This window comes from Micromonospora sp. NPDC005161, assembly GCF_053599855.1.
Map to the genome: position 1 here is coordinate 47,897 of NZ_JBSFYQ010000020.1, position 26,453 is coordinate 74,349.

Sequence of the window (26,453 nt, forward strand, 5' to 3'; positions counted from 1 at the left end):
TTGGCGACGACGGCAACCAGATCTCAGGGCGATGAGCGCGTCACGAAGTCGGTGCGCGCCAGCGGACACAACAGTCGTACCCGGAGCCGCGGCGGGCATCCGCGCGGCGGTCGCCGGTGGTTGATGGCATTGGCCGGCGCGGTGGTCGCGTTGTTCTTCCTGGCGCCCTACCTGGTGATGGTGATCGGCTCGTTCAAGCGGCACTCGGAGATCGTGCGCATTCCGGCCACCTACCTGCCGACCGAATGGGTGCCCTCGAACTACACGTCGATGTGGTCCACGCCGGAGACGCCGCTCGCCTACAACCTCGTCTCCACGATAATCATCTCTGCCTGCGGGACACTGCTGGTCCTGGTGGTGGCCATGCCCGCCGCCTATTACACGGCCAAGCACCGCTTTCCCGGGCGGCTGGCGTTCCTGCTCCTGGTCCTGGTGACCCAGATGCTCCAGCCGACCGTACTCGCGGCGGGACTGTTCCGGCAGTTCCTCGCGATCGGTATCGACGACACCTGGCTCGCTATGATCCTCGTCAACGGCGCGTTCAACCTCAGCTTCGCGGTGTGGATCATGCACAGCTTCTTCGCCGGGGTGCCCAAGGAGATAGACGAGGCGGCAATGATCGACGGTGCCAGCAAACTGCAGACGCTGCGGCGGGTAACCCTGCCCGTGGTCTGGCCGGGCATCGTCACCGCGATCATCTTCACCTTCGTCGCGTGCTGGAACGAGTTCGCGGCCAGCCTCGTCATCTTGACCACGGCGGAGAACCAGCCGCTGACCGTCGCCATCACGAAATTCGTCGGTCAGTACGACTCGGCATGGCAATACGTCTTCGGAGTCTCTATCGTCGGCATCGTGCCCGTGATCGTTCTCTTCGCATTGGTTGAAAAGCGCCTGGTGGCAGGTCTCACGGCGGGGGCCATCAAGTGAGCACGGTCGAGGCCGCCGCCGACCGGGCGGACGGCCGCGACCGTGCCCAGCGCCTGCAGGCGCTGCTCGACATCCTGGGCGCGCGCGGCAGGCTGTCCGTCGCCGAGGCGGCCAGCGCCCTGCAGGTCTCCGAGGCGACGGTCCGACGGGACTTCACCACCCTGGCGGAACAGCAGTTGGCGGCTCGGACGCACGGCGGGGTCGTGGCCACGTCCGTCTCGTACGACCTGCCGGTCCGCTACCGGGGCCGGGGCGACAACGGCGCCAAGGAGCGCATCGCCGCCATCGCCTGCGAGCTCGTCGAACTGGGCGACGTCGTCGCGTTCAACGGTGGCACCACCACGTCCGCGACGGCCCGACGTCTCGCCGCGCGGGTCGACCTCGCCCAGGCCGTTCAGCGGCCGGCCGTGACGGTGGTGACGAACGCACTCAACATCGCCACGGAGATGGTGCTGCGACGCCACGTCCGTACCGTCATCCTCGGCGGTGTGGCACTGCCCCAGTCGTACGAGCTGACCGGGCCGCTGGCCACGATGGTTCTGAACGAGCTGTGGCTCGACGTGCTGATCCTCGGGGTCGACGCGTTCTCCCCCGACGGCGGCACGTCCTGTCACGACGAGGGCGAGGCCGGCATCGATGCGACGATGGTCCGCCGGTCCCGTCGGGTCGTCGTCGTGGCCGGCTCGGAGAAGCTGGGCCGGCACTCCTTTGCCCGGATCTGCGACGTCAACGCGGTGGACACCCTGGTGACCGACGACGGCGCGGACGCGAAGGTCGTGGCCGACCTGCGCGCCGCCGGCGTCAACGTGCTGCTGGCCTGAGGCCCGCCCGCGCCGTCACGGGGCAAGCAGGGTGACCAGGTGGGCGACCTGCCCGGCCACCGCATCCCTGCCCGGACCGAGGTACCTGCGCGGGTCGACCAGGTTCTCGTCGGCGGCGAGCGCACGCCGGACCGCACCGGTGAGGACCGCGTTGAGATGGGTCGCAATGTTGATCTTCGACATCCCGTGCGCGACTGCCGATCGCAGGCCCGCCTCGGAGACCCCGGACGAGCCATGCAGGACCAGTGGCACCGGCACCTTCGCCGCGATCGCGGCGATCAGTTCGTCGTCGAGGACCGCGTCACGGCTCAGCATCGCGTGCGAGGAGCCGACCGCGACTGCGAGCGCGTCGACACCGGTGGCGGCGACGAAGGCGGCCGCGTCGTCCGGATCGGTCCGTACGCCGGGCTTGTGCGCGCCGTCCTTGCCGCCGATCGCACCGAGTTCGGCTTCGACCCAGACCCCCCGCGAATGACACCAGGCGGCGAGCTCCGCGGTCAGGGCGACGTTCTTCTCGTACGAGTGCCCGGACGCGTCGACCATCACCGAGGGCACGCCGAGCTCGACCGCCTGCTCGACAAGCTCACGCCGGGTGGCGTGATCCAGGTGTACGCAGACCGGCACGGACGCTTCCGCCGCGATCCGGAGGCAGGCCAGCGCCAGCGGCGCCAGGCTGCCGTGGTAGCGGGCCGTATTCTCCGATAGCTGCAGCACCACCGGGCGTACCGCGCTCTCGGCGCCGGCCACGATGCCCTCGGCGTGCTCAAGCTGGATGACGTTGAACGCCCCGACGGCCCGGCGGTCCCGCGCTGCCGGGATGACGAGTTCCGCCATCGAAGCCAGAGTCATGCTTCCTCCACTCTCACCTGATCACGCCAGCGCCGGTAGGCATGGACGTCTACCTCACCTGCGACCGGACGCAGCACCGCTGCCGCCGACAGCGCCACCGCGTCGACGAGCAGGCCGTGCCAGTCGACGGCGTCCAGCGACCCGGCGGCCGCGAGTTGCCGGGCGACGGCCGCGCAGGCCGCGTCCCCGGCGCCGGTCGCGTTCCCCTCGATCCGCTCCGGTGGCGCGGCCAGCATGGCCCGATCCGGTCGCACCACGGCCATCCCGTCGGCGCCCAGGGTCAGCACGACGGCGGCGACCCGGCCGGCGGGGGGCAGCAGCCGGCGGGCCGCCCGTACGGCCTCGGCCGGCGTCGAGGGCCGGTGACCGACCAACTCGGCCATCTCGTCCGCGTTCGGCATCAGCACCGCCCCGCCAGCAGTCGCCGCCGCCCGCAGGGCCGGGCCGCTGACGTCCACGACGGCCGGCACTCCGGCTGCCACCGCCGCGTCGACCAGGCGGGCCGGAAGCCCCGGGTCCACGCCGGGCGGCAGGCTGCCGGAGACGACCAGCGCGTCGGCACCAGCCAGGAGTTCGCTCACGTGCCGGGTCAGGGCGTTGGCGGCGGCCGGCGGGTCCATCGGCGAATAGCCAGGCTCCCACAGCGACGTCGTCACTCCGTTGGTCTCGTGTACGACCAGCGTGCGCCGGACGTCCGGCAGTACGTCGAGCAGGTCGGCCGGCACGCCGGCCCGGTCGAGAGCGGCCCGCAGGGCCGCGCCCCCCGGACCGCCGGACATGCCGGTGACGAGGACCCGCTCCCCCAGTTCGTGAAGCACCCGGCCGACGTTGACGGCCTTGCCACCGGGGCGTTCGCTGACGGTCCGCACCCGCTGCACCCGGCCCCGGTGCAGTTCCCCCAGCCCATAGGTCACATCGAGCGCCGGATTCGGCGCAACGGCGAGGATCACGTTGCCCGCTCGGTCATCGCGACTCCTCGTCGGGGGTCTGGCGCCGGCGCTCCGGCATGGAGTTTCGTGCTCGATATTAACAAAAAGCCGTCGCTATCGCGCACCCCCTTCTTGCCTCGCGCCGGACGCTGATCAATACTGATCGCTATCCGTCGGATGCCGGCAATATCGCTCACAGGAGTTGATCACATGCCTCCTCCCGCACCGTCGAACATCACCCATCCACCGACCACAGTGGTCCGATCACGCCGCTTCAGCGTCGGGCTCGCAGCCGTCGCGCTCCTGGTCGGATCCGTCGCCGCACCCACTCCGGCCGGCGCACGGCCGCCCGCGGACGCCCTCAAGACATGGGTGCCGACCGGCGACTTCGCGTCCTCGTCGTTCGAGCGCGTCCCGCAGGTCGCCCCGGAGTCGGTGCCCACCGGCAACGCCCGGCAACTGTCCTTGGCGACCGTCCGGGGCGGACAAGCGTCCGCCCAACTCGCCGTGGCCAGCGCCCAGGACCTCGAAAAACTCCGGGTGCAGGTTGGTCCGTTGAAGCCGACCGGCAAGGGCGGCGCGATCTCGAAGGCGATCCAGGTCCGCTATCCCGCCTACATCCCCGACGACCGGGGCGGGATGATCGCCGACCCGCTGCGCGAGGTCGACCGGGTGGACGTGCCCGCCGGCCAGGCGCAGCCGGTCTGGTTCACCCTCGCCGTACCACCGGACGCCCGCCCGGGCACCTATCGCAGCCGGATCACCGTGACCGCCCACAGGGTCAAGCCGATCGAGTACGACCTCACGGTGAAGATCGCCGACGTGACCCTGCCGCCGGTCGCCGAGCGGGACTTCCACCTGAATCTTTGGTTCCAGCCAGACACCATCGCCGACCAGGCTGGCCTCGAACTGTGGTCCGACCAGCACTTCAAGGCCATCCGACCGTACCTGGAGGACCTGGCCTCACGCGGCCAACGCGTCATCAACTCGGCAATAGCCGAGGACCCGTGGCCGGTGCTGTGGCCGGACGGCCAGTGGCGGTCGCAGACCTACGTGCCGTACCACTCGGCCGTCGACTGGTTCCACGACGGCGAGCAGTGGTCCTTCGACTTCGCCAACTGGGACCGTCTGGTCGAGGAGGGGATGCGGGCCGGCATCGGCCCGTACATCCACGCCTTCGGGCTGCTGATGTTCCGCGGCTACCAGCACGTCGTCTACACCGACACCCGGACCGGTCAGCGGGTGGACCAGGAGGTCTCACTGGGCGGCGCGGAGTGGAAGGACGCCTGGTCGGCGTTCCTCGTCGCGTTCGAGGACCACGTACGGGACCGGGGCTGGCTGGACCGGACCTACCTCGCCTTCGACGAGCGGCCCGCGAGCGAGATGCAGGTGGCCATCGACCTGGTCCGGGAGGTCGCACCGGTCTTCGTCGACCAGATCGCGATCGCCGGATCCGCGAGCACCGACGCGTTCGCGCAGGACCTGTCGCTCAACTACTCCGACGTTGACCACTGGTCGCAGGAGATGATCGACCGGCGCCGGGCGGAGGGCAAGAAGACCACCTTCTACACCTGGTCCAACCCGGCCTACCCGAACACGGTGACCCCGGCCGCGCCCCTCGGCGCACGCGTGCTGTCCTGGCTCAGCGCACAACGCAACCTCGACGGCTACCTGCGTTGGGCGTACAACTCGTGGCCGCAGGACCCGTACACCGACGGGTCCTACCGCTACCGGCAGGGCGACGAGTACCTCGTCTACCCGGGCAAGGACGGACCGGTGTCGAGCATCCGGTGGGAGCTGTTCCGCGACGGTCAGGATGACTTCGCCCTGCTCGACCAGCTAGCCGAACGCGGCGGCCAGGACCACCCGGCGCGGGTGGCCGCACTGGCCGGTGTCGAACCCGCGGCCACCCCCGGACCGGCCGCCTACCAGGCGCTGCTCGACGCCCGAGCGGCGGTCGTCGAGGCACTGGCGGAATACCCGACCGACTGACCACCGGCATCACGCGACACGGCGGCAGCGTGCCACGCGCGCCGTGTCGCGTGACCTGTGGCGGCCACCGTTGATCGGCCGCGAGCGCCCTCACAGGCTGCCTCGACAGAGCGGGCGGTGGCCGTCGCGGCCCCGCATGCCCGCAACGCTCCACCCTCCCGGGCCATCGCATAAGCATTTGCCGATCCGGTGCCGTCTACTACCGTCTCCCAGGGGCCGGTCGCGGCCCGGCACGGACGCAGGGGCTCCTCCACGATCAAGCGGTCGTCGGGAGTCACTGGCAGTCGGACAGCCTACGGGGAGGAAATCCGTGCGTTCGCGCAACACAATGGCCGCCGGTTCGCTTGCGATAGCGGTGGCCCTGGTCCTCGCCGGATGCAGCAGCATCGACAGGACCGATGGCTCAGATGCCACGAAGGACTCGAAGGACACCATCGGTGCCGCGCCGGGTCAGCCCGAGGAACTGGGCTCCCCGATCGCGAGCCGGGACATCCAGATCAGCGACAGCGGCAAACTCTTCCCGGTGAAGGTGGAGCTGTACCAGCTGCGACGCGACAGCGGGTTCGTCAACCTCAATGTCCGGATGACGCGCACGAACACCACGGACAGCCCGGACCGCTGGCAGATTGGCAGCGCCTTTCAAGGTGAGACCATCTCCCTGGCGTTCTCCGGCGTGACGATGATCGACCGGAAGAACCGCAAGCGGCACCTGGTCGCGCGGAGCGGCGCCCCGGACGCGACACCCGGCCAGGTGAAGTACCTCGCCTCGTCGGGCCTCTCATCGGTATTCGTCGAGGCCGGTCAGTCGGTGGACCTGTACGCCATGTTCGGAGCCCCACCGGACGACGTCACCGCCGTTGATGTCGTCATCCCCCGAGTTCCGGTCTTCGAGAATGTCCCGCTCGGTTAGCCGGCAGACGGCGCTGGCCGCGACCGCGACCGCGCTGGCTCTGCTGCTGGTCAGTGAACCGGCCGTCGCCTGGTCTGCGCCGACGTCGACGCCGTCGTCGGGGACCGCCCCCGTGCCCGGACCAACGCTTGGGCCCGGCGAGCAGGTGAGCGCGCCGATCATCGACATCCGGGCGCCGATGGAGGACATCTATCTGCGCACCGAGGACCTCGACGGCCACAGCCTGGAGGCCGAGTCCGGGGGGCGTATCGAGCTGACCCTGGCGGCGGACGTCCTCTTCGCCTTCGGCAAGGCCGATCTGTCCCCGGCCGCCCGTACCCGGCTGGCCGAGATATCGAGACGGCTGCGCACCCAGGCCGCCGGCAAGGTCCAGATTTTCGGACACACTGATTCGGTGGGTCACGACGCGCAGAACCTGACGTTGTCCCGTCGACGAGCCGAGGCGGTCCGGAACGAGTTGGCCGTGGGACTCGCCGGCAGCCAGATCACCTACGAGGTCAAGGGCTTCGGGGAGACCCGACCCGTCGCGCCGAACACCCTGAACGGCAAGGACAACCCGAAGGGCCGGGCCAACAATCGACGCGTCGAGATCCGGTTCGACAAGTGATCGGACCCGACCCGAGTCCACCGCCCCGACACCCCGACGGGACAACCGGGCCGCTACCTCGCGCCGTTGAGGCCTGCCGCCAGCGCCTCGGCGAATGACGTGTCCGCGGCGGTCCCGCTCACCCCGAGCCGCCAGGCTCCCCCGGGAAGGTCACCAAGGGGCATCGACCGTCCGCCGGGCTGCCACAGCGGCTGCCATGCGATCGATCCGCTGGGGCGATTGAACCACCGGTTGTCCTCGCTCCAGGCCGAGCCGGCGCGGTAGGCGGCCACCAGCGTGGTCGTGTCGTCGGTGGCAAGTGTCCAACTGGTGAAACCCGCGGCGTCGCCGTCCCTGTCCTGCTGGCCGGGGTCACCGAGCCGCGGCAGGGCCGAGTCCAGGTTCCAGGCGGCTTCCCAGACCGGCGCGGTGGTCGGGCCGGCCACGTGCCAGACGAGGCTGAGGTCCGTGGTGGCCGTATCGAACCGGAACCGCCAGTCGGCGGTCACCGGCTCGTCTCCGAGGGGGATGCCGTTGAGGCTCAGGTCGGTGCCGTCGGCGGAGACGGTCACGTCCCTGGCGGCGCCCGCCACGTCGGTCGGCCCGAAGGCTCCGACCGCGAGGTAGGGCGCCGTGGAGCGGGACGACGAGTCCGTGACGGGTCGGTATTCACCACGTCCGGCGGGGTCGGCGTCGTAGGAGACCAGCCGGGCCTGAGGTGCTGTCTGCACGACGGCGCGGTAGTAGGGAGTGGTGACGACGCGGCCCTTCGTCACCACCGGCGTACGCCAGTGCAGCGGTGCCAGCCAGAGTCCGCCCTGGCCCCAGCCGGCACCGGTGACGTACCAGTCGCCCGTGCCGGAGTCGTCCTTGACCACCTCGGCGGCGTGCGCGTTGATCTGCCCCGCCAACTGGTCGACGCTGAAGTGGAAGGGGTCGGCGCTGCGGTAGACGCGGGTGTCCTGGTATCCGCTCTCGCAGCACACGAAGAGGTACCACGATCCGCCGTGACGCACCACGAACGGCGACTCGGTCGGTCCGCCGAAGGTGCCGGTGGCCGGGTGTTCGAAGGCCGTCTGCCGGGCACCCCAGTGCACCAGGTCCCGGCTGGTGCGGTAGGCGACGATGTGGTGGCCACCGGCCGGTGTGCTGTTGGCGGTGTAGTACATCACCCACTGGCTGCCGACGCGGGTGACCATCGGGTCCCGGCCGTCGAAGCCGTCGGTGAACAGGGGGTTCGCCGGGTGGCGGGTCCAGGTCTTGAGATCCTTCGACGTGGCCAGCTGCATCCGGTAGGCCGTGTGGTCCGCCGTGCCGCCCGCGTAGTACATGTAGTACGTGCCGCCGTGGAACAGGACGTACGGCGCCCAGATGTGGCTCTCGCCGGCGGCGGGGTCGGCCTCCAGCGCGAACGGCTGCTTCGTCCAGGGCCCGCGCGGAGACGGCGCCGTGGCGTGGCCGAAGAACCGCTCGTCGAGCGGGTTGGCGGGCTCAGCGTGGGTGATCGCGAAGATGTGCCACTCGCCGGTACGGCGGTCGCGCACCATGGTGTGGTCGTTGTAGTACCAGCGCTCGTTCTCGCCGACGCTGGGGTCGTAGACGGGCACGAAGTCACCGGCGCCGACCACGGTGGACCGGTTCTCGTACGGCTGGTTGTCGATCGCAGGCGGGTCGGCCGCCCAAGCCGGAACCGGTGTCGCGATCAGGCTCAGGGCGGCCGCTAGCAGCACGGACAGCCGGCCAACGCGGGACGGTAGGCGGGACATCGCTTTCCTCCAGGGCTCGATGCGGGTTTGCGGTGACGGCTTCCGGTGGCTGATTCGCCGGTCGTTCGGTGGTGCGGGCCCGCCCAGCCATCGCGGCGGGCCCGCAGCCGCGGAACTGTTACTGCTTGCCGCCGAGCTCGGTGTAGGCCTGCACAGCGTTGTCCTTGGTGATCTGCATCGTGCCGAGGGTCGTCGACTTCGGCACGTCCTTCGTGCAGTCGACCAGGATCTTCTTGGCCAGGTCGATCGCTTCGCGTCCGCCGGTCGCGTACTGGAACGTCGCCTGCAGGCGACCCTGCTCGACCGCCTTGATGCCGCCGGACGGGACCGGCAACGCGTCGATCCCGGTGAACTTGATCGCGGTCTCCTTGCCGGCGGCCTTCGCCGCCAGGTAGGCGCCCTCCGCCATCGGGTCGTTGTGCGCGTACACCGCGTCGATGTCCGGCTGGGCCTTGAGCATCGCGTCCATCACGCTCTGCCCCTTCTCCCGCAGCCACTCAGCGGTCTGGGTGGCAACGATCTCGATCTTCGGGTTGCTCGCGATGCCGTCTCGGAAGCCCTGGGCGCGCTCGGCGGCCGGGGTGGAGCCGGGCAGGCCGGAGATCTCGACGACCTTGCCGCCCTGCGGCAGCAGCGTCTTGGCGTAGTACTCGCCCGCCGCCTTGCCGATCGCCACGTTGTCGCCGCCGATGAACGCGGTGTACGCGTCACCCTCGACCTTGCGGTCGAGCACGATGACCGGGATGCCCTGGTCGTACGCCTTCTTCACCACGCCGGTGAGCGGCTTCGCCTCGTTCGGCGAGATGATCAGCAGGTTGATCTGCTGGGAGAGGAAGTTCTCCACGTCGGCGACCTGCTTGCTGTTGTCCTGGGCCGCGTCCGAGACGACGACACGGAACCCGGGCACGGCCTTCGCCGCGGTGGTCACGTCGTCGTTCATGACCTGCCGGTACGGCTCGGCGTTGTTGGCCTGCGACATGCCGATCAGGAACTCCTTGCCGCTGCCGCACTGGGAGGAGGCGTCGGTGCCACCGTCGCCGCCGTCCTTCTCGACGCTGCATCCCGTGGTGACCGCGAGCGCGGCCAGTGTGAGGATCGTGATGGCTCTTCGGGCGTAGCGCATGTTTCCTCCATGGTGGTGGTGGGTCAGGCGATGCGGGGACGAAGCCTCTGCAACGCGGCGGCAGCGACGATGACCAGTCCCTTGACGACCAGCTGCACGTTCGCGTCGATGTTGTTGAGGGCGAGGATGTTGTTCAGGATCCCGAGCAGCAGGGCGCCGGCGATCGTGCCGCCCATGGATCCACTGCCACCGGCGAGACTCGTCCCGCCGATGACCACGGCCGCGATCGCGTCCAGTTCGTAGCCGGCACCGTCGTTCGGGCTGCCCTGGTTGAGCTGACCGGCGTGGATGATCCCGGCCAGCGCGGCGAGCAGGCCGGAGATCGCGAAGACGGTGACCCGGACGCGCCGTACGGGCACGCCGGAGAGCCGGGCGGCCTTTTCGTTGCCGCCGATGGCGTAGACGTGTCGCGCGAAGGCGGTGCTGCGCAGCACGAGGAGCGCGCCGACGCCGATGGCGAGGAAGAGCAGGGCCGGCACCGGTAGTACCCCGTTGATCGAGCCGCTCAGCAGCGAGAACGTCTCGGGCGCCTCCTGCGGCCCGTCGCCGTAGGCGATCGGGATGCCCAGCCCGCCCGACCACATCCGGGCGATGCCCCGGGCCGCCTGCAGGCCGGCCAGGGTGACGATGAAGGACTGGATCCCGAGGCGGGCGACGATCGCGCCCTGGGTGGCCCCGAACGCGGTGCCGATGAAGAGCACGATCAGGACCGTCGGCACGATGCCCAGGCCGCTGTCGACCATCAGGGTGGCCGACCCGACCGCGGCGAGCCCGAGCACCGCCCCGACGGAGAGGTCGATGCCGCCGATCAGGATGACGAACGTCATGCCGACGGCGATGATGCCGATCTCCGAGACCGCCCGGACGATGTTGGCGAGGTTTCCGGAGCTGAGGAAGACGTTCTCGCCGTTGCGGGACGGCGACACGGCGATCGCGATGAGGAAGACAGCGACGAGCCCGAACAGGCTCTGGAATCGGAAGAAGTTGTCGACGATCGCCTGCCGGTCGTTCGGCAGTCGGATCGCCCGGCGGCGGGGCGGTGTCTCCGGCGGCGATTCGGCGAGGCTGGTGGGGTTGGGCGGATTCATCGAGACTCCTTGACGTCGTCCCCGTTGGCCGCGGCGAGGATGGCTTGTTGGGTGGCGGAGGCGCGGGGCAGCACGGCAACCGTGCGACCGCGGTGCAGGACGACCACCCGGTCACAGAGGCTCAGCAGCTCCGGCAGCTCCGACGAGGCGAGCAGGATCGCCATGCCGGAGTCGGCGAGCCGGTGCAGCAGGTGGTAGATCTCGGCCTTGGCGCCGATGTCCACCCCTCGGGTCGGCTCGTCGAGCAGGAGCAGTCGCGGACGCATCAGCAGTTGCTTGGCGAACACGATCTTCTGCTGGTTTCCGCCGGAGAGGGTGGCCACGGCGATCGACGGTGACGCCGCCTTCACCGCCAGGGTGGTGAGCTGTGCGGCGACCGTTCGGCGCAGCAGCGGGCGGCGTACCAGCCCGAGTGTGGTCAGCGACGACAGCGCGGAGAGCACGACGTTGTCCGCCACGGAGTGCTCCAGCATCAGCCCCGCGCCGCGCCGGTCCTCGGGCACGAACGCCACCCCGTGCGCCAGTGCCGCCCGGGGCCCACCCGGACGGTACGGCCGGTCGCCGATCAGCACCTGGCCGGTGTGCCGGCCGGAGCCGCCCGCGCCGAACAACGTCTCCAGCAGTTCGGTACGCCCGGCGCCCATCAACCCGGCGAGGCCGACGATCTCTCCGGAGCGCACCGTGAGGTCCACGCCGGCCGGCTCGGTCCGCCCGGGTACCGGCCGGCGGGGCGTCACGGCGAACCCTCGTACGTCGAGCAGCACGTCACCGGGTTCGTTGCGGCCCTCGCCGAAGAGCGCGTCGACCGACCGGCCGACCATGAGCTGGATGATGTCGTCGCGGGAGGCGACCCGTGGGTCGACGGTGCCGGCGACGCTGCCGTTGCGCAGCACGGTGACCCGGTCCGCGATGACCTCGATCTCCGCCATCCGGTGCGAGATGTAGACGATGCCGACTCCGGCTCGGCGCAGCTCGGCGATCGTCGCGAAGAGCCGTTCGACCTCGGCGTCGGCCAGTGCCGCAGTGGGTTCGTCCATGATCAGGACTCGCGCGCGCAGCGACAGGGCCCGGCCGATCTCGACCAGCTGTTGCTCGCCGACGCGCAGTGACCCCACGAGCCGACGCGGGTCCAGGTCGGCGCCGAGTGTCCGCAGGTGCGCCGCGGCCCGCCGGCGCATCTCCCGGATGTCGACGGTACCCAGGCGGGTGCGCGGCTCCCGCCCGAGGAACATGTTCTCCGCGATGGACAGCCCGGCCACCAGGTCCAGCTCCTGGTGGATGGTCGCGATACCAGCGCGTTGCGCATCGGCCGGGCCGCCGAAGCTCACCGGCTCCCCGTCCACCTCGATCGTCCCGTCGTACTCGGTGATCACACCGGAGAGAACGTTGATCAGCGTGGATTTGCCGGCTCCGTTCTCGCCGAGCAGCGCGTGCACCTCACCGGCGGTGACGGTGAGGTCGATGTCGCGGCAGGCGTGCACGCCGCCGAACCGCTTGCCGATGCCGGTCATCCGGACCAGCGGCCGATCTGTCATGCGGCACCTCGTGGCTCGTCTGCGGGATCTGGGTTGGACGGAGTCGGAGACCCGTGCTCTGGGCCTCCGACTCCGACCGGTCACGAGGTTAGGCGAGCCTCGATGTAGTCGAGGCCGGCCAGGTAGCCGCTCGACGCGGCGGCCTTGCCGGTCACCGTGAGGGTGAGCGTGTGCCGGCCCGCGGTCAGCTCCCGCTGGCCGTAGTCCAGCGGGTCGCTGACGATCACCCCCGGCGAGTGGTACGCGTCGAACGCCTCGCCGATCCCGGTGCCGTCGATCGCCACCGTGTTGGTGCCGTAGTCCCCCGCCAGCGTCTGCACCAGCCGCAGCTGGTAGGTGCCGGTCGTGGGCACCTCGAACGCCACCGTCACACTCCGGTTCGGCGCGTTTGGTCGGAACCACAGCTGTGCGCTCCGCGACCATTGGATGCCACAGCAGTCGCCCTGCACCTCCGCCGGTGCGTCGGCGGAGACCGCGGGCAGCAGCGATTCGGCTTCGATCCGCAGCGTGTCGCCGGTGGCGGCCGACGCCGGCGCCGAGTAGGCGCCGAGGTTGCCCGCGGCGTCCACCGCGCGTACCCGGTAGTACCAGGTCTCACGAAGGCCCAGACCGCTGTGCTCGAAGCTCGGCCGTGTCGTGGTGCCCACCCGGTTGTCCGGTCCGGGCGTGAACCCGGCCTTCCGCGAGGCGAACACCTGGTAGCTCGGCGCGTACACGTCGTCGGAGGCCGGCCGCCAGGCCAGCGCCACCGCGTTGGTGGTGGCGCTGGTCGCGGTGAGCCCGGTGGTCTGGCTAGGCCTGGTCCTGTCGACGAAGGGGGTGACCTCGCTCAGCACCGCGTACCGTGCCGCGGACCAGGCCGGGGCTCCGGCGGTCGGCGTCAACGTGACGGTCACCGTCGACCTGTCGCGGGTGAGCGTGGGCGGCAGTCGGAACTCGTCCTCCAACCAGCGGTGGGAACCGTTGGCCAGCGGCTGCGACCAGGTGCCGGCGTCCCGCCCGTCGACCTGCACGGCCACCGACTGGTACCCGGTGGACTGGTCCCCCACCCGGCGCAGGACGGCACCGGTGTTGTCCCGGTCCAGGGCCACCCGGAACCGGATCGGCGTGGCCGAGGCGCGGGTGTCGTCGGTGACCGGCCGGGGTGCGCCGTCGTCGCCCTCGAAGGTCGCGGTGAGGACTTGGCGCTCGCCGCCGGAGGAGTACGCGTGCGCCGACTCGCTGGCGGCGTCGCCGACGTCGACGGTGTCGGTCCAGCGCTGAGCGACGGTGTCCTGCCCGTACCAGTAGGCGGTCGAGCCGTACCGGGCCGGATCCTGGTCGCCCGGACCGTGCTCGATGCCGAAACGCAGGTCGGTCGCGAATGACACCGCCTCGGCGAGCATCAGCCGGTACGCGCCGGTGCAGTCGTACTGGCAGCCGTAGTCGCTGACCTCGTGGGCCGGGTTGCCGTTGGTGGGCGCCGAGAACGTGCCGTGGTTGAAGTACCAGCCGCTCTCGTAGAAGTCCTCGGTCCCGGTGCCGTGGATGCTCGGGCTCTGCGCGCCGTCCACGTAGACCCGCTCATCGCCCTCGAGGTAGTTGCGTTGGTTGCCCGCGGGGATGTGCCCCTCCATGGTGTGCGTGACACCGACGAACTTTCCACGGCCGGCGACGTCGAGGAAGGCGTGGTCGGCGCCGGGGGTGGTGTCGGCGCTCGTCGCGGTGGCCCGGAAGTGTCCCGCCGTGCCGGTTGGGCGCAGTGCCGGCGCCCAGTGCGCGGAGCGTGCGGTGGTCACGGAGGCCGCCGACGTTGTGATCGGCACGCTGGATCCGTTGCGCAACTCGATGCTGAACCGTGACCGGTAGGGCATCGGCCACCAGGCCGACAGCGTCGCGGTCGCCGGATCGACACCGAACATCAGCGATCGCACCGGGTGCAGCCCGAGGCCGGTGCCGAAGAACTCGCCGAGTGGCGCGTCCACGGTGGTCTCGCCGTCGAAGGTGATGCGCAGCCGGCTGTCCCGCAGCACCGCGTCGGAGGCCGCGACGGCCGCCTTGCGGTCGGCGTCCGCCGGGTAGCTCATGGTGTTGCTGCCCTGCCAGGTCTGGGTGGTGATCCGGTAGCTGTGGGCGGCCTCGGCGTCGGTGTGGGACGGGCCGAGGTCGAGGGTGTCGGTCCGCTTGGCGGTGCCGGCGACGAGGCTGTCGACCCAGTAGGTGAACTCGTTGACGTCCAGGTCTGAGGAGATGAACTGGTTCCGGATGGTGATCGTGGACTTGCCGGCCGTGGCACTCGCCGGAAGGTCGACGGTCTGGTCGAGCCAGGTGCCGAAGGGCACCGGGTCGTTGGCCGGCCACTCGGCGACCGGCACGCCATCCACGACGACCTGCGCCCGCTGGTGCCCGATGTGCGGGTCCAGCCGGCGGGTCAGCCGTACTCCGGCGTTCGCCGGGTCGACAGCCACCCGGAATTCGCTGCCGCCGCCGGAGCCGTAGGCGCGCCCGTCATCGGCGACCGGCGTCGGCGGCCCGACGAGTTGCGGGATCCGCAGTTGCAACGCGCTGATCGCGCCGGGGCCGACGCCGCTGGCGAGGGTCACCGCGCCCTTGGCGGGGACGCTGAACTGCCGGTCGGCGGTGGTCGCGCCGGGCTCCGGGCGCTTGGGGTCGCGGGTCCCGGCGGCCTTGAGCTGGTCGATGACGTCCAACGCGCGGTCCGACGGGTCGAAGGTGCGCACCCCGTCGGCGGTGGTGAACCTGCGGTAGGTGACGTGGTAGAAGATCGGGTTCTTCTCGGTCGTCACCCGCATCGAGCTGCGGTAGGTCATGGGCGCCTTGATGTAGACACCGCCGGAGCTCTGCGCCGCGTTGCCGACGACCGGGTAGACGAAGGGCGCGCCGAGCTTGCCGTCCACGATGTCCTGGAGCTTGGCGTCGAGCACGGTCACACCGTCGAGCACGACCTTGATGGTGCCGGTGGCGGAGACGTTGCCCTCGTCGCGGGTGAACCAGATCGAGTCGATCTCACCGGCGCCGGCAGCCTCGGCGAGGACGCAGCCCTCGGCGCCGGTGCGCAGGCACGAGTACTGGCCGGAGAAGCCGTCGTCGTTGCCGCCACCGCGGTCGAAACTGGAGAATTGGTAGGCCCGTGGTCCGTCGGGAAGTTCGGCGAGGCGGTCGAGCCTGCGGTAGACGTCCCATCCGGTGGGACCGTTGTCGGAGGGGCTGTGCGCCGCAGCCGAGGCTGGCACGGCTGGGCCGACCAGGGCGGTTCCGGCGAGCAGCGCCGCGGTGAACGCGGCGCGCAGCAGGCGGCGAGCGGAGGTACGCGGTGCGGGGGTGGTGGGTGTCATGAATCGCCTTCCACGTCGGTGGGTGGGGCGGATCGCGGTGCAGTGGAGCAAGGAATCGATTTCTCACTGCAACAGCGATCAGGGTAGGCACGCCTCCACGCGACGGTCAATCCTCGATCGGTGTCGACGGCCGATGCTGTTGACAGCGACCCAACCTGCTTTTATCGTCCTCGCTCAGACGAGCAAACGATTTCTTCGATCGTGCGAGCACGCCACAGCACCACGTGGCGCACGGGCGTATTCTCGTTGCGGTGAGTCGAGGTGGTGGTGGATCGCGGTGACACCCTGTGGCTCAGCGTCAACCCGTGACCGTCGCAGACCCCCGTAGGATGCCGGGTTCCGGCACCGGAGCGCGCTCGGCGGACGCGCCGAAGCACCGCAGCGGACCAGTCGAGCGAATGGAGGCGGATGGAGGCGCATGGCGACGATCTATGACGTGGCACGGCAGGCTCAGGTTTCACCCGCGACGGTATCGCGGGTGCTGAACGGACGGACCACGGTCGATCCAGTCATGGCGGCGCGGGTGCAGCAGGCGATGCGGGAGCTCGACTACCGCCCCAACGCCGTCGCCCGCAACCTGCGCCTGAGCCAGACCAGCCTCTGGGCGGTCATCATCTCCGACATTGGAAACCCCTTCTTCACCTCGATGGTGCGAGGGGTCGAAGACGTCGCGCAGGGCGCCGGCTACTCCGTGGTCCTGTGCAACAGCGACGAGGACCCGGAGAAGGAGTCCCGGTACATCGCCGCCGCTCTGGCCGAGCGGATGGCGGGTGTCATCATCTCCACGTCGGGCCGACCGACCGTCATCAACCGGCTCGTCGAGGCGCGCATCCCGGTCGTGGCGATCGACCGTCAACTGCGCGGCGTCAGCATCGACACGGTACTCGTCGACAACGTGCACGGGGCCGAGCTGGCGACCACCCACCTTCTCGACAACGGCTACCAGCGGGTCGCCTGTATCACCGGTCCACGCCGGATCTCCACCGCCGCCCAGCGACTCCGCGGCTACCAGCGGGCGTTGCGGTCGCACGAGCGGGAGGCGACCGACAACCTGGTGCGATACGCGGACTTCCGCGAGGAGGGTGGCTATCGGGCCATGGCCTCGCTGCTCGACAGTGACAACCCGCCCGACAGCGTCTTCGCGACGAACAACCTGATGACCGTCGGCGCGGTCGAGTGTCTCGTCGACCGCGGGGTCAAGGTGCCGGCCGAGTTCGGGGTGGTCGGGTTCGACGACATCCCCTGGGCCCACCTGGTCAGACCATCGCTGAGCACCGTCTCCCAGCCGACATACGACCTGGGGCGGGCGGCCGGGGTGCTGCTCACCGAACGGATCGCCAACCCGGCGCGACCGCCGTCGACCGTCACCCTCAGCACAGGCCTCCAGGTACGCGAGAGCTCCAGCCGCCCGAGGTGACGGAGCGGGTGGCCAGCCGCCCGCGGTGGAGGCGGGGAGCCTGCCCCCACTGGCCCGTCAGGCTCCCCGCCCGTCATCCACCGGGCTCCGATCCCTCGCCGTCACTCAGGTGACGCGCCCGCCGTCAGAGGTTGACCTCACCGCACAGGTGCACCCGGACGCCGAGTTCGGCGAACATGGCCGCCTTCACCCGCAGCGCCTTGTCGGCGGTCGCCGCATCCGGCGCGTAGGCGACGTTGACGTGGTTGGCCTTGTGCCGCGCCATCAACTGGTCCCGGTCGACCCCGTGCAGGACGGCGTGCATGATCGGCCACTGCGGGGTGGTGGCATCCAACCGGCGCTGGGTCTCCTCGGCCGGCAGCTCGACGACGGTGCCGCGGCCCAGATCCACGTGCAGCGCGCCGTCCATGATGAACACCCGGGACCAGACGATCTCCCCCGGCTTCGACACCCCGCTCAGGGTGCCCCCACCCAACGGGAAGAACATCGGCGGCTGGCGCATGCTGTACGACCTGTCGTAGCCACCGTTGTGTGACGCCGGCACCGAGCCGGAAATTTCGAACACCCAGACGAAGTCGTCGCCGTACCGCTCGCCCCACCGGATGTCGTGCAGCGTCGTCGCCGGGTCGAGACCCATCGCCGTCCAGATCCGGTTGGTGACGAGCGAGTCGACCGCCACCCCCTCGTCGACCTCGTTGAAGTGCGGCAACGGCGCCCCCGGGTACAGTTCGCGGCTCCCGTCGCGGCTGAGCACCGGCGGCCGCTGGACGTTGTTCAGCAGTCCCTCGGCGAGGTCGCTCGCCGGGACGGTGTCCTTCAGGCCCTGCTGGTACTGGATGCCCACCGCGTCCAGGCCGTAGTCGTCGGAGATGCGCAGGGCGGCGACGTACATCTTGAACTGGCTGAGCAGCTGCGCCTCGGTCAGCTCGCTGGCCTCGTCGGTGCCCACGTGAAAGGTCATCCCGGCGTCGTCCAGCCACCGGCGGACCGCTCGGGCCTCCTCGTCGGGTACCCGCGCCATCTCAGCGACCAAGGCGCTCTGCGACAGCCGCTCCTTGTAGATGCCAAGCGGATTGATCAACTCGTCGTCGAAGATGGCGTTGTACATCCCCATGCACCCCTCGTCGAAGACGCCGATGATCGCCTTCTCGGTCGCGAGCTGGACGGCCAGCGACCGGCCCAGCGCGACCTCCGGGTCGCCGGACAGGGCGGGCAGGTCGCGTACGTGGCTGGTGTCGTGGCGCAGCTCGCCGGTCTCGAGCCAGGTCCGCAGCCCGTCGACCGCCCACTCGTCGGTGAAGTCCCGGCTCCACAACGCGGAGTGCCGGACGCCGGCCTTGGTGAGGCTCGCGGTGAGGTTGAGCAGACCGACCAGGCCGGGGAACTCGCCGCTCCAGTTCGCCACGATGAGGATCGGCCCGCGGTGGCTGCGCAGCCCGGCCAGGACGTGGTGGCTGTACTGCCAGACGGCCTCGACCACGATCAGTGGCGCGTCGGCGGGGATCCGCTTGAAGACCTCGATGCCCGCGCGCTGGCTGTCGATGAAGCCGTGTCCCTTGCCCGCGTCGACGCCGTGCCCGCGCTCGACCTTCCAGCCGAGCGCGTTGACCGCCGCGGTGAGGTCCGCCTCCAATTTCTGCTGGGTGGGCCAGCAGGTGACGTTCGCGCTGAGCCGGAGATCGCCGCTGGCAACCGTGTAGACCGTGCCGGGTGCCGCCGACGGCGGGTTGGCGGGCACGGGCAGCGTGTAACTAGTCATGGGGCGACTCCTCTTGTGCGTTGCTCTTCGCTGGCGTCCGTCCGAGCGGCGGCCAGGAAACGGACCTGACGTGCGGCGAGCGCGTGAGCGACCCGCTTGGAACTCGTGTAGAGCTCGCGATACAGCCCGTACAGCTCGTCGTAGTCGGCGGCGAACTCGGCCCGTGGCTCGCAAACCTCCGTGACGGGGTTCCACGCCTCGATCGAGACGGTCCACCCCGTCTGCGCGGCCAGGAACGCCGCGCCGTAACTGGCTCCGATGGTCTGCGCGGGGATCACCTGGGCGCGTCCGGTGACGTCGGAGACGATCTGCGTCCAGAGCCCACCCCGGGTGCCCCCGCCGACCGCGACGACGCGCCGGATGTCACCGCCGCTCGCCTCGATGGTCTCGATGTTGTGGCGTACGCCGAGGCCGGTCGCCTCCAGCGCGGCTCGGTAGAGGTCACCGCGGTCGTGCGAGACGGTGAGGCCGGCGAGGATGCCCCGGGCCTGCGGATCCAGGATCGGCGTACGTTCGCCGGCGAAGTACGGCAGCATGAGCAGCCCTCGGGCGCCCGGACCCGAGGCCTCGGCGAGGCGGAGCAGGTCGGGATAGTCCGGCGAGCCGAACAGCTCGCGCAGCCACGCCGTGATCGCCCCGGACGTCGCCAGGCCACCGGCGAGATTGCGGGTCCCGGGCAGGGCGCCAACGGTCCCCCACAGCGCCGGGTCGGTGACCCGGGCCGCGACCGTGTGCACCAGGAACATGGTCGTGCCGTACATCAGCATGAGGTCGCCGACGCCCTGAGCGCCGACGCTGATCGCCTCCGACCAGGCGTCGATGGTTCCGGTGATCACGGGGACGCCCGGCGGCAGTCCGGTCATCGCCGCCGCTTCCGCCGTCACCCGGCCTGCCACATCGCCGGGCCAGCGCAGTGGAGGCAGGATCAACCCGGGGGCGATCTCGGCGGCCCACGGGTGGTACCAGTCGTGGCCGTCGGTGTCGTACAGCGGCGTGCACTGGCTCGCCGAGTGGTGGTCCAGCACGTACTCGTCGGTGAGCTTGACGGCGAGCCATGAGCTGGGCATGAACAGCCGACGGGCGCGGCGGAAGAGGTCCGGTTCGTGGTCGGCCACCCAGGCCACCTTCGCGCCCGCCGCCTGACTGGACAGCGCAGAGCCGCACCGACGCAGGATCTCGTCCGCGCCGAACCGCTCGTTGAGCCGGTCGATCTGCTCGGTCGCGCGGGTGTCGACGTCGTACAGGATCGCCGGGCGGAGCGGGACGTTCGCGGCGTCGGTGAGCAGTACGCACGGGCCCATGCCGCTCACCCCGACCGCGACGACCTCGGCGTCGCCGGGTGCCAGCAGGTCGCCGCTGAGCGAGACGAACTCCTGCCACCAGACGTCGGCGTCCATCTCGACCCACCCGGGCCGTGGCCGGCTCACCTCGTGCGTCCGGATGGACGACCGCAGGACCCGGCCATCGATGTCGACGAGCACGCCCTTGCTGCTCGATGTGCCGATGTCCACGCCGAGGACAGCCGCGACCTTCATGGCGCCACTGTTCCAGCAATCGATTTCCGAATCAAGGCCGAGCCGCTCACGTATCTCTCCGGCCACCGGCGCCAGGCCGAACCTTCGTCGACCCACACCCGGTCCACGGAACGGGCTTCGAGCAGGCTCAGCGAGAAATCGTTAACCGATCAGCAGGCCGTGCCGGTGCGGTTCACACCCGAGCTTCGGCGGGTTGCGGAGGTGCGTCGAGCGGCAGGTCACGCAGCCGGCGGATCGGGGTCGACAGGTAGATGATCGGGGACAGCACGGTGAGCCCACCGAAGATCAGCAGAGTGGTGCGGGCACCGATCGGCCCGGCCAGGGCGCCGGCGAGCAGGCTGCCGAGCGGGATGGCGCCCCAGGAGACGAACTTGACCGTGGCGATCACCCGCGACAGGAGCTCCGGCGGACTGGCGAGCATCCGGTAGGTGCGGGTGGTCACGCTGAGCACCACCGAGGAACCGGCGAAGATGAGGTTGCCGGCGGCGAAGGCGAGGTAGGCGGCGGTGCCTGTGCCCAGCGGGATGATGAGTGCGCCGGCCACGCCGACGAAGGCCGCGACGATCAGGCCGCGTGCGGTGCCGACCCGATCGGTGAACCGGGTGGTGAGCGCGGCGCCGATTAGCGTGCCGAGGCCGTCGGCGGCGAGCAGCAGCCCGACCATGAGCGGCGACGCGTGCAGCTCGCGCACCAGGTAGTACGGGAAGAGGGCCAGCATCGCGCCGCAGACGAAGTTCGTCGCGGTCGCGTCCCACATGGCCGGCCCGATGATCGGGTGTCGGAGTACGAAGTGCCAGCCCTCGCGGATCATCGTGACCATCGGTGGCCGCTCGGCCGGTCGCTGCACCCGCCGGGCCGGGAGGGTGCGCAGCAGCACGGCGGAGACCAGATAGCTGACGGCGTCCACGAACAGCGTCGGCACCGCACCCAGCAGTTGCACCGCGAGTCCGCCCAGGGACGGCCCGCCCAGCTGGGTGGCGGCGTGCGTACCGGAGTTGAGGCTGTTGCGCGCCTGCAGCTGCGCGGCGGGCACGATCTCCGGCAGGAAGGTCTGGTTCGCCACGTCGAACAGCACGTTGGCGAAGCTCACGACCAGGGCGACCGCGATCAGCTGGGCGACCGTCAGTGCCTCGAACCACCAGGCCAGGGGGACGGACGCGATCGCGAGGGCCCGGATCAGATCCAGGGAGACCTGCATGCCGCGCAGTGGCACGCGCTGAACGATCACCCCCGCCGGCAGGCTGATCAACAGGTACGCGAGATAGCCGGCCGCCGTGATCAGACCCATTTCGAGCGCCGACGCGTCCAGCACGGTCAGTGCGGTCAGCGGCAGGGCCACCGCGCCGACTGCCGAGCCGAGGTGACTGGTGGTGCCGGCGACCCACCAACGCCAGAAGACAGTAAGTCTCATAATGGAACTGACTATAGTGGTGGGTGGGGAAGGAGTCGACCCCACCGATGCGGACTCGACTCGTCACGGCCGGTGTCGTGCACGAGGCCGCCGGGCAGCACGACGTCAGCCGCGCAGTCGCACGTGATAAACCGGGTGACGTCGGTGGTCATCCCGCGATAATGACCAAGGTGAATAAGGTCGAGGTCGTCGTCGCCCTATCACGAGCGCGCGACCCTGCGCGTCGGCGACGTGTTCCTGAAGATCGACGCTGACCAGATGCGCACCGATGTCGAGGTCGAGGCGATGGTTATGGCGCCGATCCCGACTCCGGAGGTCCTGTGGCGGAAGCCGCCCGTGCTCGCGCTCGCCGCCCTCCCAGGCACGGCACTCGGCCGCCTCGGCGAGCCGTCGATCGCGTCGACGGCGGCCTGGGCCGCGGCGGGTGCCGCCGCACGGATGCTGCACGACGCGCCGCTGCCGCCATGGCCCGGCCGGAGCCTCGACGAGATCGCATCGCACCTCGACGGCGAATGCGAGTGGCTCGTTAGGAACGACGTCCTTCCCACCGACGTGGTCACGCGCAACCGACGGTTGCCGAGGCGGCGCTCCGGCCGTGGACACCGGTGTTCACGCACGGCTACCTGCAGGTGGCCCATGTGTTCGTCGATGTTGACGAGATCACCGGCGTGGTCGACTGGTCCGAGGCGGGCCAGGGGCGATGCCCTGTACGACCTCGCCAGCTTGACGCTTGGACACGAGGACCACCTTGGCGACGTCGTCGCTGGCTACGGCACCGACGTCGACCTCGACGTGATCCGCGCGTGGTGGTCGTTGCGAAGCCTGCTGGCGGTCCGTTGGCTGGTCGAGCACGGCTTCGACCCGTGGCCCGAGGTCGCGGTACTGAGATCCCGGCTGTGAGGCTGCACGACCTCAGCTGAGGACCAGCGACCGTCAGCCGCTCACCCCCCGGACCGCCTCGATGATGGTCTCGGCGACCTCGCTCGGCCGCGACACCGCCATCGCGTGCGAGCCCCCAGCGACCTCACGCTGGCCCTGCGGGGCGGCCCGTTCGGCCATGAACCGATGCGCGGCGACCGGGATGTTCATGTCGGCGTCCCCGAACACGAACCAGCTGGGCAGCGATCGCCAGGCGGGATCGCCGGAGAGCGTGTCACTCAAGGCCTGTTCGGTGATCGGCCGCTGGGTCCGGGCCATCAGCGCGGCAAGGTCGGTCGGCACGTCCGCGGCGAACTGCGCATGGTAGGCGTCCTGGCCGATCGCCACCTCGTTGCCACCGGTCGACACCGGGTACTGCACCAGCGTGTCGGCGAGCGTGCTGCCGGGGAACTTCCCGGACAGCGACAGCGCCGACTCGCCGGTGTCCGGGCACAAGGCATTGACGTACACGAGGGCCCGCACCGACGTTTCGTCAGCCGCGGCCTGCGTGATCACCATGCCACCGTACGAATGGCCGACGAGGACGACCGGGCCGCCGATCCCCCGCATCACGTCCCGCACGTACGCGGCGTCGCCTGCGACGCCCCGCAGCGGATTGGCGGCGGCCACCACGTCGTACGCGGCGCCCAGCCGCTCGATCACACCGTTCCAGCTCGCCGACTCGGCGAACGCGCCGTGCACGAGGACGACGGTGGTCTGCGGATCGGGCATGACACGCACTCCCTCACTCCGTGACGCTGTTCACCCGCCGGCCGCGCCGGTACGCCCGAATACCCGTTACGCGAGGGTGAAACATTCCGCCCCTATCGCAGCTCGTCCGAGGGCTGCTCCTTCGTCAGGTGAAGCAGCCACCCCTCGCCCGTACGGATTAGCGCGTACCGTCGGCGGCCGGCGCGGCCGTGCAACGTGAACAGCAGTCGACGCTCGGTGCGGTCGTGCTCTTCCCACGTACCGATGTCGGCGATCGACTTGTCAGCGTCCTCGTAGGTGAGGTGGTCGAGGTGGTGGTCGGCCACCGCGATCGCGAGCCGGTTGTCGCTGGGATTGTCCGGCAGGCCGCGGGGAACCGCCCAGGAACGCAGCACACCGCCCTCTTCGAGCCGCAGGTCGAAGTGCGGTCGCGGCTTGCGGTGGTGGTGCAGCACGAAGGCGAGTGACACTCCTCCGATTGTCGGCGCCCGCCCACCCTCTCGCTACCGCGGCGGACGACGGACACGATCAGGGGACCCGTTCCGCCCGCCGCCGCACCGATTGGCCGGTTCGGCACCGAGCAGGGCGAGCGCGGTCGCGCCCACGACGGCGCCGCGGCGGGACGAGGGCTCGGTTCACCGTCAGCGGCCGTATGTCTCCAGCAGCCGCAGCCAAACCTCGCTGACGGTCGGATACGCGGGGACCGCGTGCCACAGTCGGTCCAGCGGGACCTCGCCGACGATGGCGATCGTCGCGGCGTGGATCAGTTCCGCGACGTCCGGGCCGACGAGGGTGAAGCCGACGATCACCTTCCGGTCCTCGTCGACGACCATGCGGGCGTGGCCCTTGTAGCCGTCGGCCTGGAGGGAAGATCCGGCAACGGCGCCCAGGTCGTAGTCCACAACCCGGATCCGCAGTCCGGCCGTCGCGGCCGCGGCCGCGGTCAGCCCCACCGACGCGATCTCCGGGTCGGTGAAGACCACCTGCGGCACCGCACGCACGTCGGCCGTGGCCGCGTGCCGGCCCCACCGGCCGTCCTCGACCTTCTCACTCTTCGCCCGGGCCACGATCACGTCGCCCACCGCGCGCGCCTGATACTTGCCCTGATGGGTCAGCAGCACCCGCCGGTTCACGTCACCGGCGGCGTACAGCCACTCCCCACCGCCGGCGACGCGCAGGGTGTCGTCGACCGGCAGCCAGCCACCCGGCGCCAGTCCGACGCTGTCGAGGCCGATGTCCTGGGTGTTCGGCGTACGGCCGATCGCCACCAGTACCTCGTCGGCCTCGACCCGCTCGCCGTCGGCGGTCTCGATGTGGACGGTTCCGCTGTTGTCGCGGTTGACGGAAACGGCCTCCGCGCCGAGACGTATCGACACACCGGTTGCCTGCAACGACTTCGTCACCAGCTCACCGGCGAACGGCTCCACCAGCGGCAGCACACCGTCACGGGCCAGCAGCGTCACCGCGGATCCCAGCGCGGAGTACGCGGTTGCCATCTCGGTCGCCACCACGCCGCCACCTATGATGGCGAGGCGGCGGGGAACCGACCCGGCCGAGGCGGAATCGCGGCTGGTCCACGGCGCCGCCGCTCGCAGACCCGGGATATCCGGCAGCAACGCACTGCTCCCGGTCGCGACGACCACCGCATGCCGCGCGGTCAACCTCGTCGTGACACCGTCGTCACCGGTCACCTCGACGACCCGGGCGCCGCTGATCCGCCCCTGGCCGCGGTACAACGCGATCCCGGCCGACTCCAGCCACGACACCTGCCCGTCGTCCTTCCAGTGCGACACGAAGGAGTCCCGGCGATTCAGCACCGCCGCCACGTCGAGGTCACCAGTCACCGCCTCGCGGGCACCCGGCACCTGCCGCGCCGCCCGCAACGCGGACGCGCTACGCAGCAACGCCTTGGTCGGCATGCACGCCCAGTACGAGCACTCCCCGCCGACCAACTCCCGCTCGACGATCGCGGCGGTCAGACCGCCCTGCACCACCCGGTCGGCGACGTTCTCCCCGACCGGGCCGGCGCCAATCACGACGACGTCGTACTCCGTGGTGGTCATGTCAGTTGGCCTTCGCGCTGCGGCCGAGGCGGAAGGCGGCGATGAGGAAGAAGATGGCGCCGGGGATGGCGTAACCAGCCGCGTTGGTCAGCGACGGGTTGTCCACGGAAGCACCGGCGATGAAGGACCCACCGGCCAGCACCGAGATGCCTCCGCTGATGATCATCGGCCACTGCCCGCCCATCTTGCGACGAGTGACACCCACGATCAGCTGAACCAGCCCGGCCACGACCGCCCAGGCACCCCACACCCGCAGCACCGCCGGAATGCCGGACGCGCTGGCGACGCCCACGCCAACGGCGGCGACCAGGCTGACCGCGATGTTCACGTACAGCAGGGCCGGCGAGCTGGTGGCCCGCGACGAGCGAAGGTCGTAGATGGCGGCGCCCACGTCGAACAGCGGGTAGAGCACGAAAAGCACCACCGTGAGCGGACTGATCTCCTTGGCGGTCGCGATCGTCACGAGTGCCCACACGATGGCGAACGCGAAGCGGGTGAAGTACAGCCGCCGCAGTGCGGAGGCGGTCTGGGAGATAGCGGGCGAAGCAGCGATGGTGGTCACGGCGACCCTTCCAGTGGAGGCGTGGGGATATCGGGCGTTCTGTCACGTTCAGCATTGGCGACTCACACCGCGCGTCGTCAAGACCGAACGTTCTGTCTAGCCCAGCATCTCAGCCTCGCCGCGCGATGTCAAGACCGAACGTTCTCCCCCAGGCTGCGGAAGGCCTCAGGCCTGCCGGTTCGAGTCCACGGCCTGAACCTCGGGGGCGGCTGAGCG

21 protein-coding genes are annotated in these 26,453 nt (G+C 70.2%); 7 read left to right on the forward strand and 14 right to left on the reverse strand.

Going from position 1 to position 26,453, the window contains the following annotated elements; all coding sequences use genetic code 11:
* Nucleotides 1–927: a carbohydrate ABC transporter permease gene (locus ACWD5O_RS20030; protein ID WP_354965805.1), complete on the forward strand. Its 927-nt coding sequence runs from the start codon at nt 1–3 to the stop codon at nt 925–927.
* Nucleotides 924–1,748 carry a DeoR/GlpR family DNA-binding transcription regulator gene (locus tag ACWD5O_RS20035; protein ID WP_387329102.1) on the forward strand — a complete coding sequence of 275 codons (825 nt, stop codon included), beginning with the start codon at nt 924–926 and terminating at the stop codon, nt 1,746–1,748. Before ACWD5O_RS20030 ends, ACWD5O_RS20035 begins: the two co-directional genes overlap by 4 nt.
* 15 nt (nt 1,749–1,763) lie before the next feature.
* On the opposite strand, the gene ACWD5O_RS20040 is transcribed toward ACWD5O_RS20035, so the two are convergent.
* The gene (locus ACWD5O_RS20040) at nt 1,764–2,597 is read right to left on the reverse strand and encodes a class II fructose-bisphosphate aldolase (RefSeq protein ID WP_450086181.1); all 834 of its coding nucleotides are present in this window, start codon (nt 2,595–2,597) and stop codon (nt 1,764–1,766) included.
* Nucleotides 2,594–3,547, reverse strand: coding sequence for a hexose kinase (locus ACWD5O_RS20045; protein WP_450086182.1), 954 nt, complete (start codon nt 3,545–3,547; stop codon nt 2,594–2,596). The genes ACWD5O_RS20040 and ACWD5O_RS20045 overlap by 4 nt, the downstream gene beginning before the upstream one ends.
* Nucleotides 3,548–3,736: 189 nt before the next feature.
* Between ACWD5O_RS20045 and ACWD5O_RS20050 the strand changes: the two genes are divergently transcribed.
* The 3 genes from ACWD5O_RS20050 (at nt 3,737) to ACWD5O_RS20060 (ending at nt 7,035) form a co-directional block, all read left to right on the forward strand.
* Nucleotides 3,737–5,518: a glycoside hydrolase domain-containing protein gene (locus ACWD5O_RS20050; protein WP_450086183.1), complete on the forward strand. Its 1,782-nt coding sequence runs from the start codon at nt 3,737–3,739 to the stop codon at nt 5,516–5,518.
* Between the two features lie 328 nt (nt 5,519–5,846).
* Nucleotides 5,847–6,428: a hypothetical protein gene (locus tag ACWD5O_RS20055; RefSeq protein ID WP_450086184.1), complete on the forward strand. Its 582-nt coding sequence runs from the start codon at nt 5,847–5,849 to the stop codon at nt 6,426–6,428.
* A complete protein-coding gene (locus ACWD5O_RS20060; protein ID WP_450086185.1) occupies nt 6,412–7,035 on the forward strand; it encodes an OmpA family protein in 624 nt (207 codons plus the stop codon). The genes ACWD5O_RS20055 and ACWD5O_RS20060 overlap by 17 nt, the downstream gene beginning before the upstream one ends.
* A 53-nt stretch (nt 7,036–7,088) precedes the next feature.
* Here ACWD5O_RS20060 and ACWD5O_RS20065 read toward each other — a convergent pair whose 3' ends face one another.
* The 5 genes from ACWD5O_RS20065 to ACWD5O_RS20085 all read right to left on the reverse strand — a co-directional run bounded on the left by ACWD5O_RS20065 (nt 7,089) and on the right by ACWD5O_RS20085 (nt 15,861).
* Nucleotides 7,089–8,780, reverse strand: coding sequence for a family 43 glycosylhydrolase (locus ACWD5O_RS20065; RefSeq protein WP_450086186.1), 1,692 nt, complete (start codon nt 8,778–8,780; stop codon nt 7,089–7,091).
* Nucleotides 8,781–8,898: 118 nt separating this feature from the next.
* The gene (locus tag ACWD5O_RS20070; RefSeq protein WP_354965812.1) at nt 8,899–9,903 is read right to left on the reverse strand and encodes a substrate-binding domain-containing protein; all 1,005 of its coding nucleotides are present in this window, start codon (nt 9,901–9,903) and stop codon (nt 8,899–8,901) included.
* 23 nt (nt 9,904–9,926) lie between these two features.
* Nucleotides 9,927–10,991 carry an ABC transporter permease gene (locus ACWD5O_RS20075; protein ID WP_387329081.1) on the reverse strand — a complete coding sequence of 355 codons (1,065 nt, stop codon included), beginning with the start codon at nt 10,989–10,991 and terminating at the stop codon, nt 9,927–9,929.
* Nucleotides 10,988–12,526 carry a sugar ABC transporter ATP-binding protein gene (locus ACWD5O_RS20080; RefSeq protein ID WP_450086187.1) on the reverse strand — a complete coding sequence of 513 codons (1,539 nt, stop codon included), beginning with the start codon at nt 12,524–12,526 and terminating at the stop codon, nt 10,988–10,990. The genes ACWD5O_RS20075 and ACWD5O_RS20080 overlap by 4 nt, the downstream gene beginning before the upstream one ends.
* An 80-nt stretch (nt 12,527–12,606) precedes the next feature.
* Nucleotides 12,607–15,861 (reverse strand): DUF2961 domain-containing protein, encoded by a 3,255-nt coding sequence (locus ACWD5O_RS20085; RefSeq protein ID WP_450086188.1) that lies wholly within the window; start codon nt 15,859–15,861, stop codon nt 12,607–12,609.
* A gap of 418 nt (nt 15,862–16,279) precedes the next feature.
* Between ACWD5O_RS20085 and ACWD5O_RS20090 the strand changes: the two genes are divergently transcribed.
* Nucleotides 16,280–17,278 (forward strand): LacI family DNA-binding transcriptional regulator, encoded by a 999-nt coding sequence (locus ACWD5O_RS20090; protein ID WP_387329075.1) that lies wholly within the window; start codon nt 16,280–16,282, stop codon nt 17,276–17,278.
* A gap of 124 nt (nt 17,279–17,402) precedes the next feature.
* Here the strand turns inward: ACWD5O_RS20090 and ACWD5O_RS20095 are convergent, their stop codons facing one another.
* The 3 genes from ACWD5O_RS20095 to ACWD5O_RS20105 all read right to left on the reverse strand — a co-directional run bounded on the left by ACWD5O_RS20095 (nt 17,403) and on the right by ACWD5O_RS20105 (nt 21,983).
* On the reverse strand, nt 17,403–19,037 hold the full coding sequence (locus ACWD5O_RS20095) for a fucose isomerase (RefSeq protein ID WP_354965817.1): 1,635 nt from the start codon (nt 19,035–19,037) through the stop codon (nt 17,403–17,405).
* A complete protein-coding gene (locus ACWD5O_RS20100) occupies nt 19,034–20,572 on the reverse strand; it encodes an FGGY-family carbohydrate kinase (RefSeq protein ID WP_450086189.1) in 1,539 nt (512 codons plus the stop codon). Before ACWD5O_RS20100 ends, ACWD5O_RS20095 begins: the two co-directional genes overlap by 4 nt.
* 172 nt (nt 20,573–20,744) lie before the next feature.
* Nucleotides 20,745–21,983, reverse strand: coding sequence for an MFS transporter (locus tag ACWD5O_RS20105; RefSeq protein ID WP_354965819.1), 1,239 nt, complete (start codon nt 21,981–21,983; stop codon nt 20,745–20,747).
* Between the two features lie 723 nt (nt 21,984–22,706).
* Here ACWD5O_RS20105 and ACWD5O_RS20110 point away from each other — a divergent pair.
* On the forward strand, nt 22,707–22,883 hold the full coding sequence (locus ACWD5O_RS20110; protein ID WP_354965820.1) for a hypothetical protein: 177 nt from the start codon (nt 22,707–22,709) through the stop codon (nt 22,881–22,883).
* A 33-nt stretch (nt 22,884–22,916) separates the two neighbouring features.
* Here ACWD5O_RS20110 and ACWD5O_RS20115 read toward each other — a convergent pair whose 3' ends face one another.
* From ACWD5O_RS20115 to ACWD5O_RS20130, 4 genes are all read right to left on the reverse strand, one after another.
* Nucleotides 22,917–23,633 (reverse strand): alpha/beta fold hydrolase, encoded by a 717-nt coding sequence (locus tag ACWD5O_RS20115; protein WP_450086190.1) that lies wholly within the window; start codon nt 23,631–23,633, stop codon nt 22,917–22,919.
* A gap of 92 nt (nt 23,634–23,725) precedes the next feature.
* Nucleotides 23,726–24,082: a DNA polymerase ligase N-terminal domain-containing protein gene (locus tag ACWD5O_RS20120; protein WP_450086191.1), complete on the reverse strand. Its 357-nt coding sequence runs from the start codon at nt 24,080–24,082 to the stop codon at nt 23,726–23,728.
* Nucleotides 24,083–24,253: 171 nt separating this feature from the next.
* Nucleotides 24,254–25,675 carry a dihydrolipoyl dehydrogenase family protein gene (locus ACWD5O_RS20125; RefSeq protein WP_354965823.1) on the reverse strand — a complete coding sequence of 474 codons (1,422 nt, stop codon included), beginning with the start codon at nt 25,673–25,675 and terminating at the stop codon, nt 24,254–24,256.
* Between the two features lies 1 nt (nt 25,676).
* Complete coding sequence (locus tag ACWD5O_RS20130) at nt 25,677–26,237, reverse strand: hypothetical protein (RefSeq protein ID WP_354965824.1); 561 nt, start codon at nt 26,235–26,237, stop codon at nt 25,677–25,679.
* Nucleotides 26,238–26,453: the final 216 nt, after the last annotated feature.

What these genes read in the sequence shown, in the direction of transcription:
- ACWD5O_RS20090 (WP_387329075.1), top strand. Translation starts at nt 16,280, where the DNA reads ATGGCGACGATCTATGACGTGGCACGGCAGGCTCAGGTTTCACCCGCG.
- ACWD5O_RS20050 (WP_450086183.1), top strand. Translation starts at nt 3,737, where the DNA reads ATGCCTCCTCCCGCACCGTCGAACATCACCCATCCACCGACCACAGTG.
- ACWD5O_RS20055 (WP_450086184.1), top strand. Translation starts at nt 5,847, where the DNA reads ATGGCCGCCGGTTCGCTTGCGATAGCGGTGGCCCTGGTCCTCGCCGGA.
- ACWD5O_RS20105 (WP_354965819.1), bottom strand. Translation starts at nt 21,983, where the DNA reads ATGAGACTTACTGTCTTCTGGCGTTGGTGGGTCGCCGGCACCACCAGT.
- ACWD5O_RS20095 (WP_354965817.1), bottom strand. Translation starts at nt 19,037, where the DNA reads ATGACTAGTTACACGCTGCCCGTGCCCGCCAACCCGCCGTCGGCGGCA.
- ACWD5O_RS20040 (WP_450086181.1), bottom strand. Translation starts at nt 2,597, where the DNA reads ATGACTCTGGCTTCGATGGCGGAACTCGTCATCCCGGCAGCGCGGGAC.
- ACWD5O_RS20070 (WP_354965812.1), bottom strand. Translation starts at nt 9,903, where the DNA reads ATGCGCTACGCCCGAAGAGCCATCACGATCCTCACACTGGCCGCGCTC.
- ACWD5O_RS20060 (WP_450086185.1), top strand. Translation starts at nt 6,412, where the DNA reads ATGTCCCGCTCGGTTAGCCGGCAGACGGCGCTGGCCGCGACCGCGACC.
- ACWD5O_RS20080 (WP_450086187.1), bottom strand. Translation starts at nt 12,526, where the DNA reads ATGACAGATCGGCCGCTGGTCCGGATGACCGGCATCGGCAAGCGGTTC.
- ACWD5O_RS20065 (WP_450086186.1), bottom strand. Translation starts at nt 8,780, where the DNA reads ATGTCCCGCCTACCGTCCCGCGTTGGCCGGCTGTCCGTGCTGCTAGCG.
- ACWD5O_RS20085 (WP_450086188.1), bottom strand. Translation starts at nt 15,861, where the DNA reads ATGACACCCACCACCCCCGCACCGCGTACCTCCGCTCGCCGCCTGCTG.
- ACWD5O_RS20115 (WP_450086190.1), bottom strand. Translation starts at nt 23,633, where the DNA reads ATGCCCGATCCGCAGACCACCGTCGTCCTCGTGCACGGCGCGTTCGCC.
- ACWD5O_RS20100 (WP_450086189.1), bottom strand. Translation starts at nt 20,572, where the DNA reads ATGAAGGTCGCGGCTGTCCTCGGCGTGGACATCGGCACATCGAGCAGC.
- ACWD5O_RS20125 (WP_354965823.1), bottom strand. Translation starts at nt 25,675, where the DNA reads ATGACCACCACGGAGTACGACGTCGTCGTGATTGGCGCCGGCCCGGTC.
- ACWD5O_RS20075 (WP_387329081.1), bottom strand. Translation starts at nt 10,991, where the DNA reads ATGAATCCGCCCAACCCCACCAGCCTCGCCGAATCGCCGCCGGAGACA.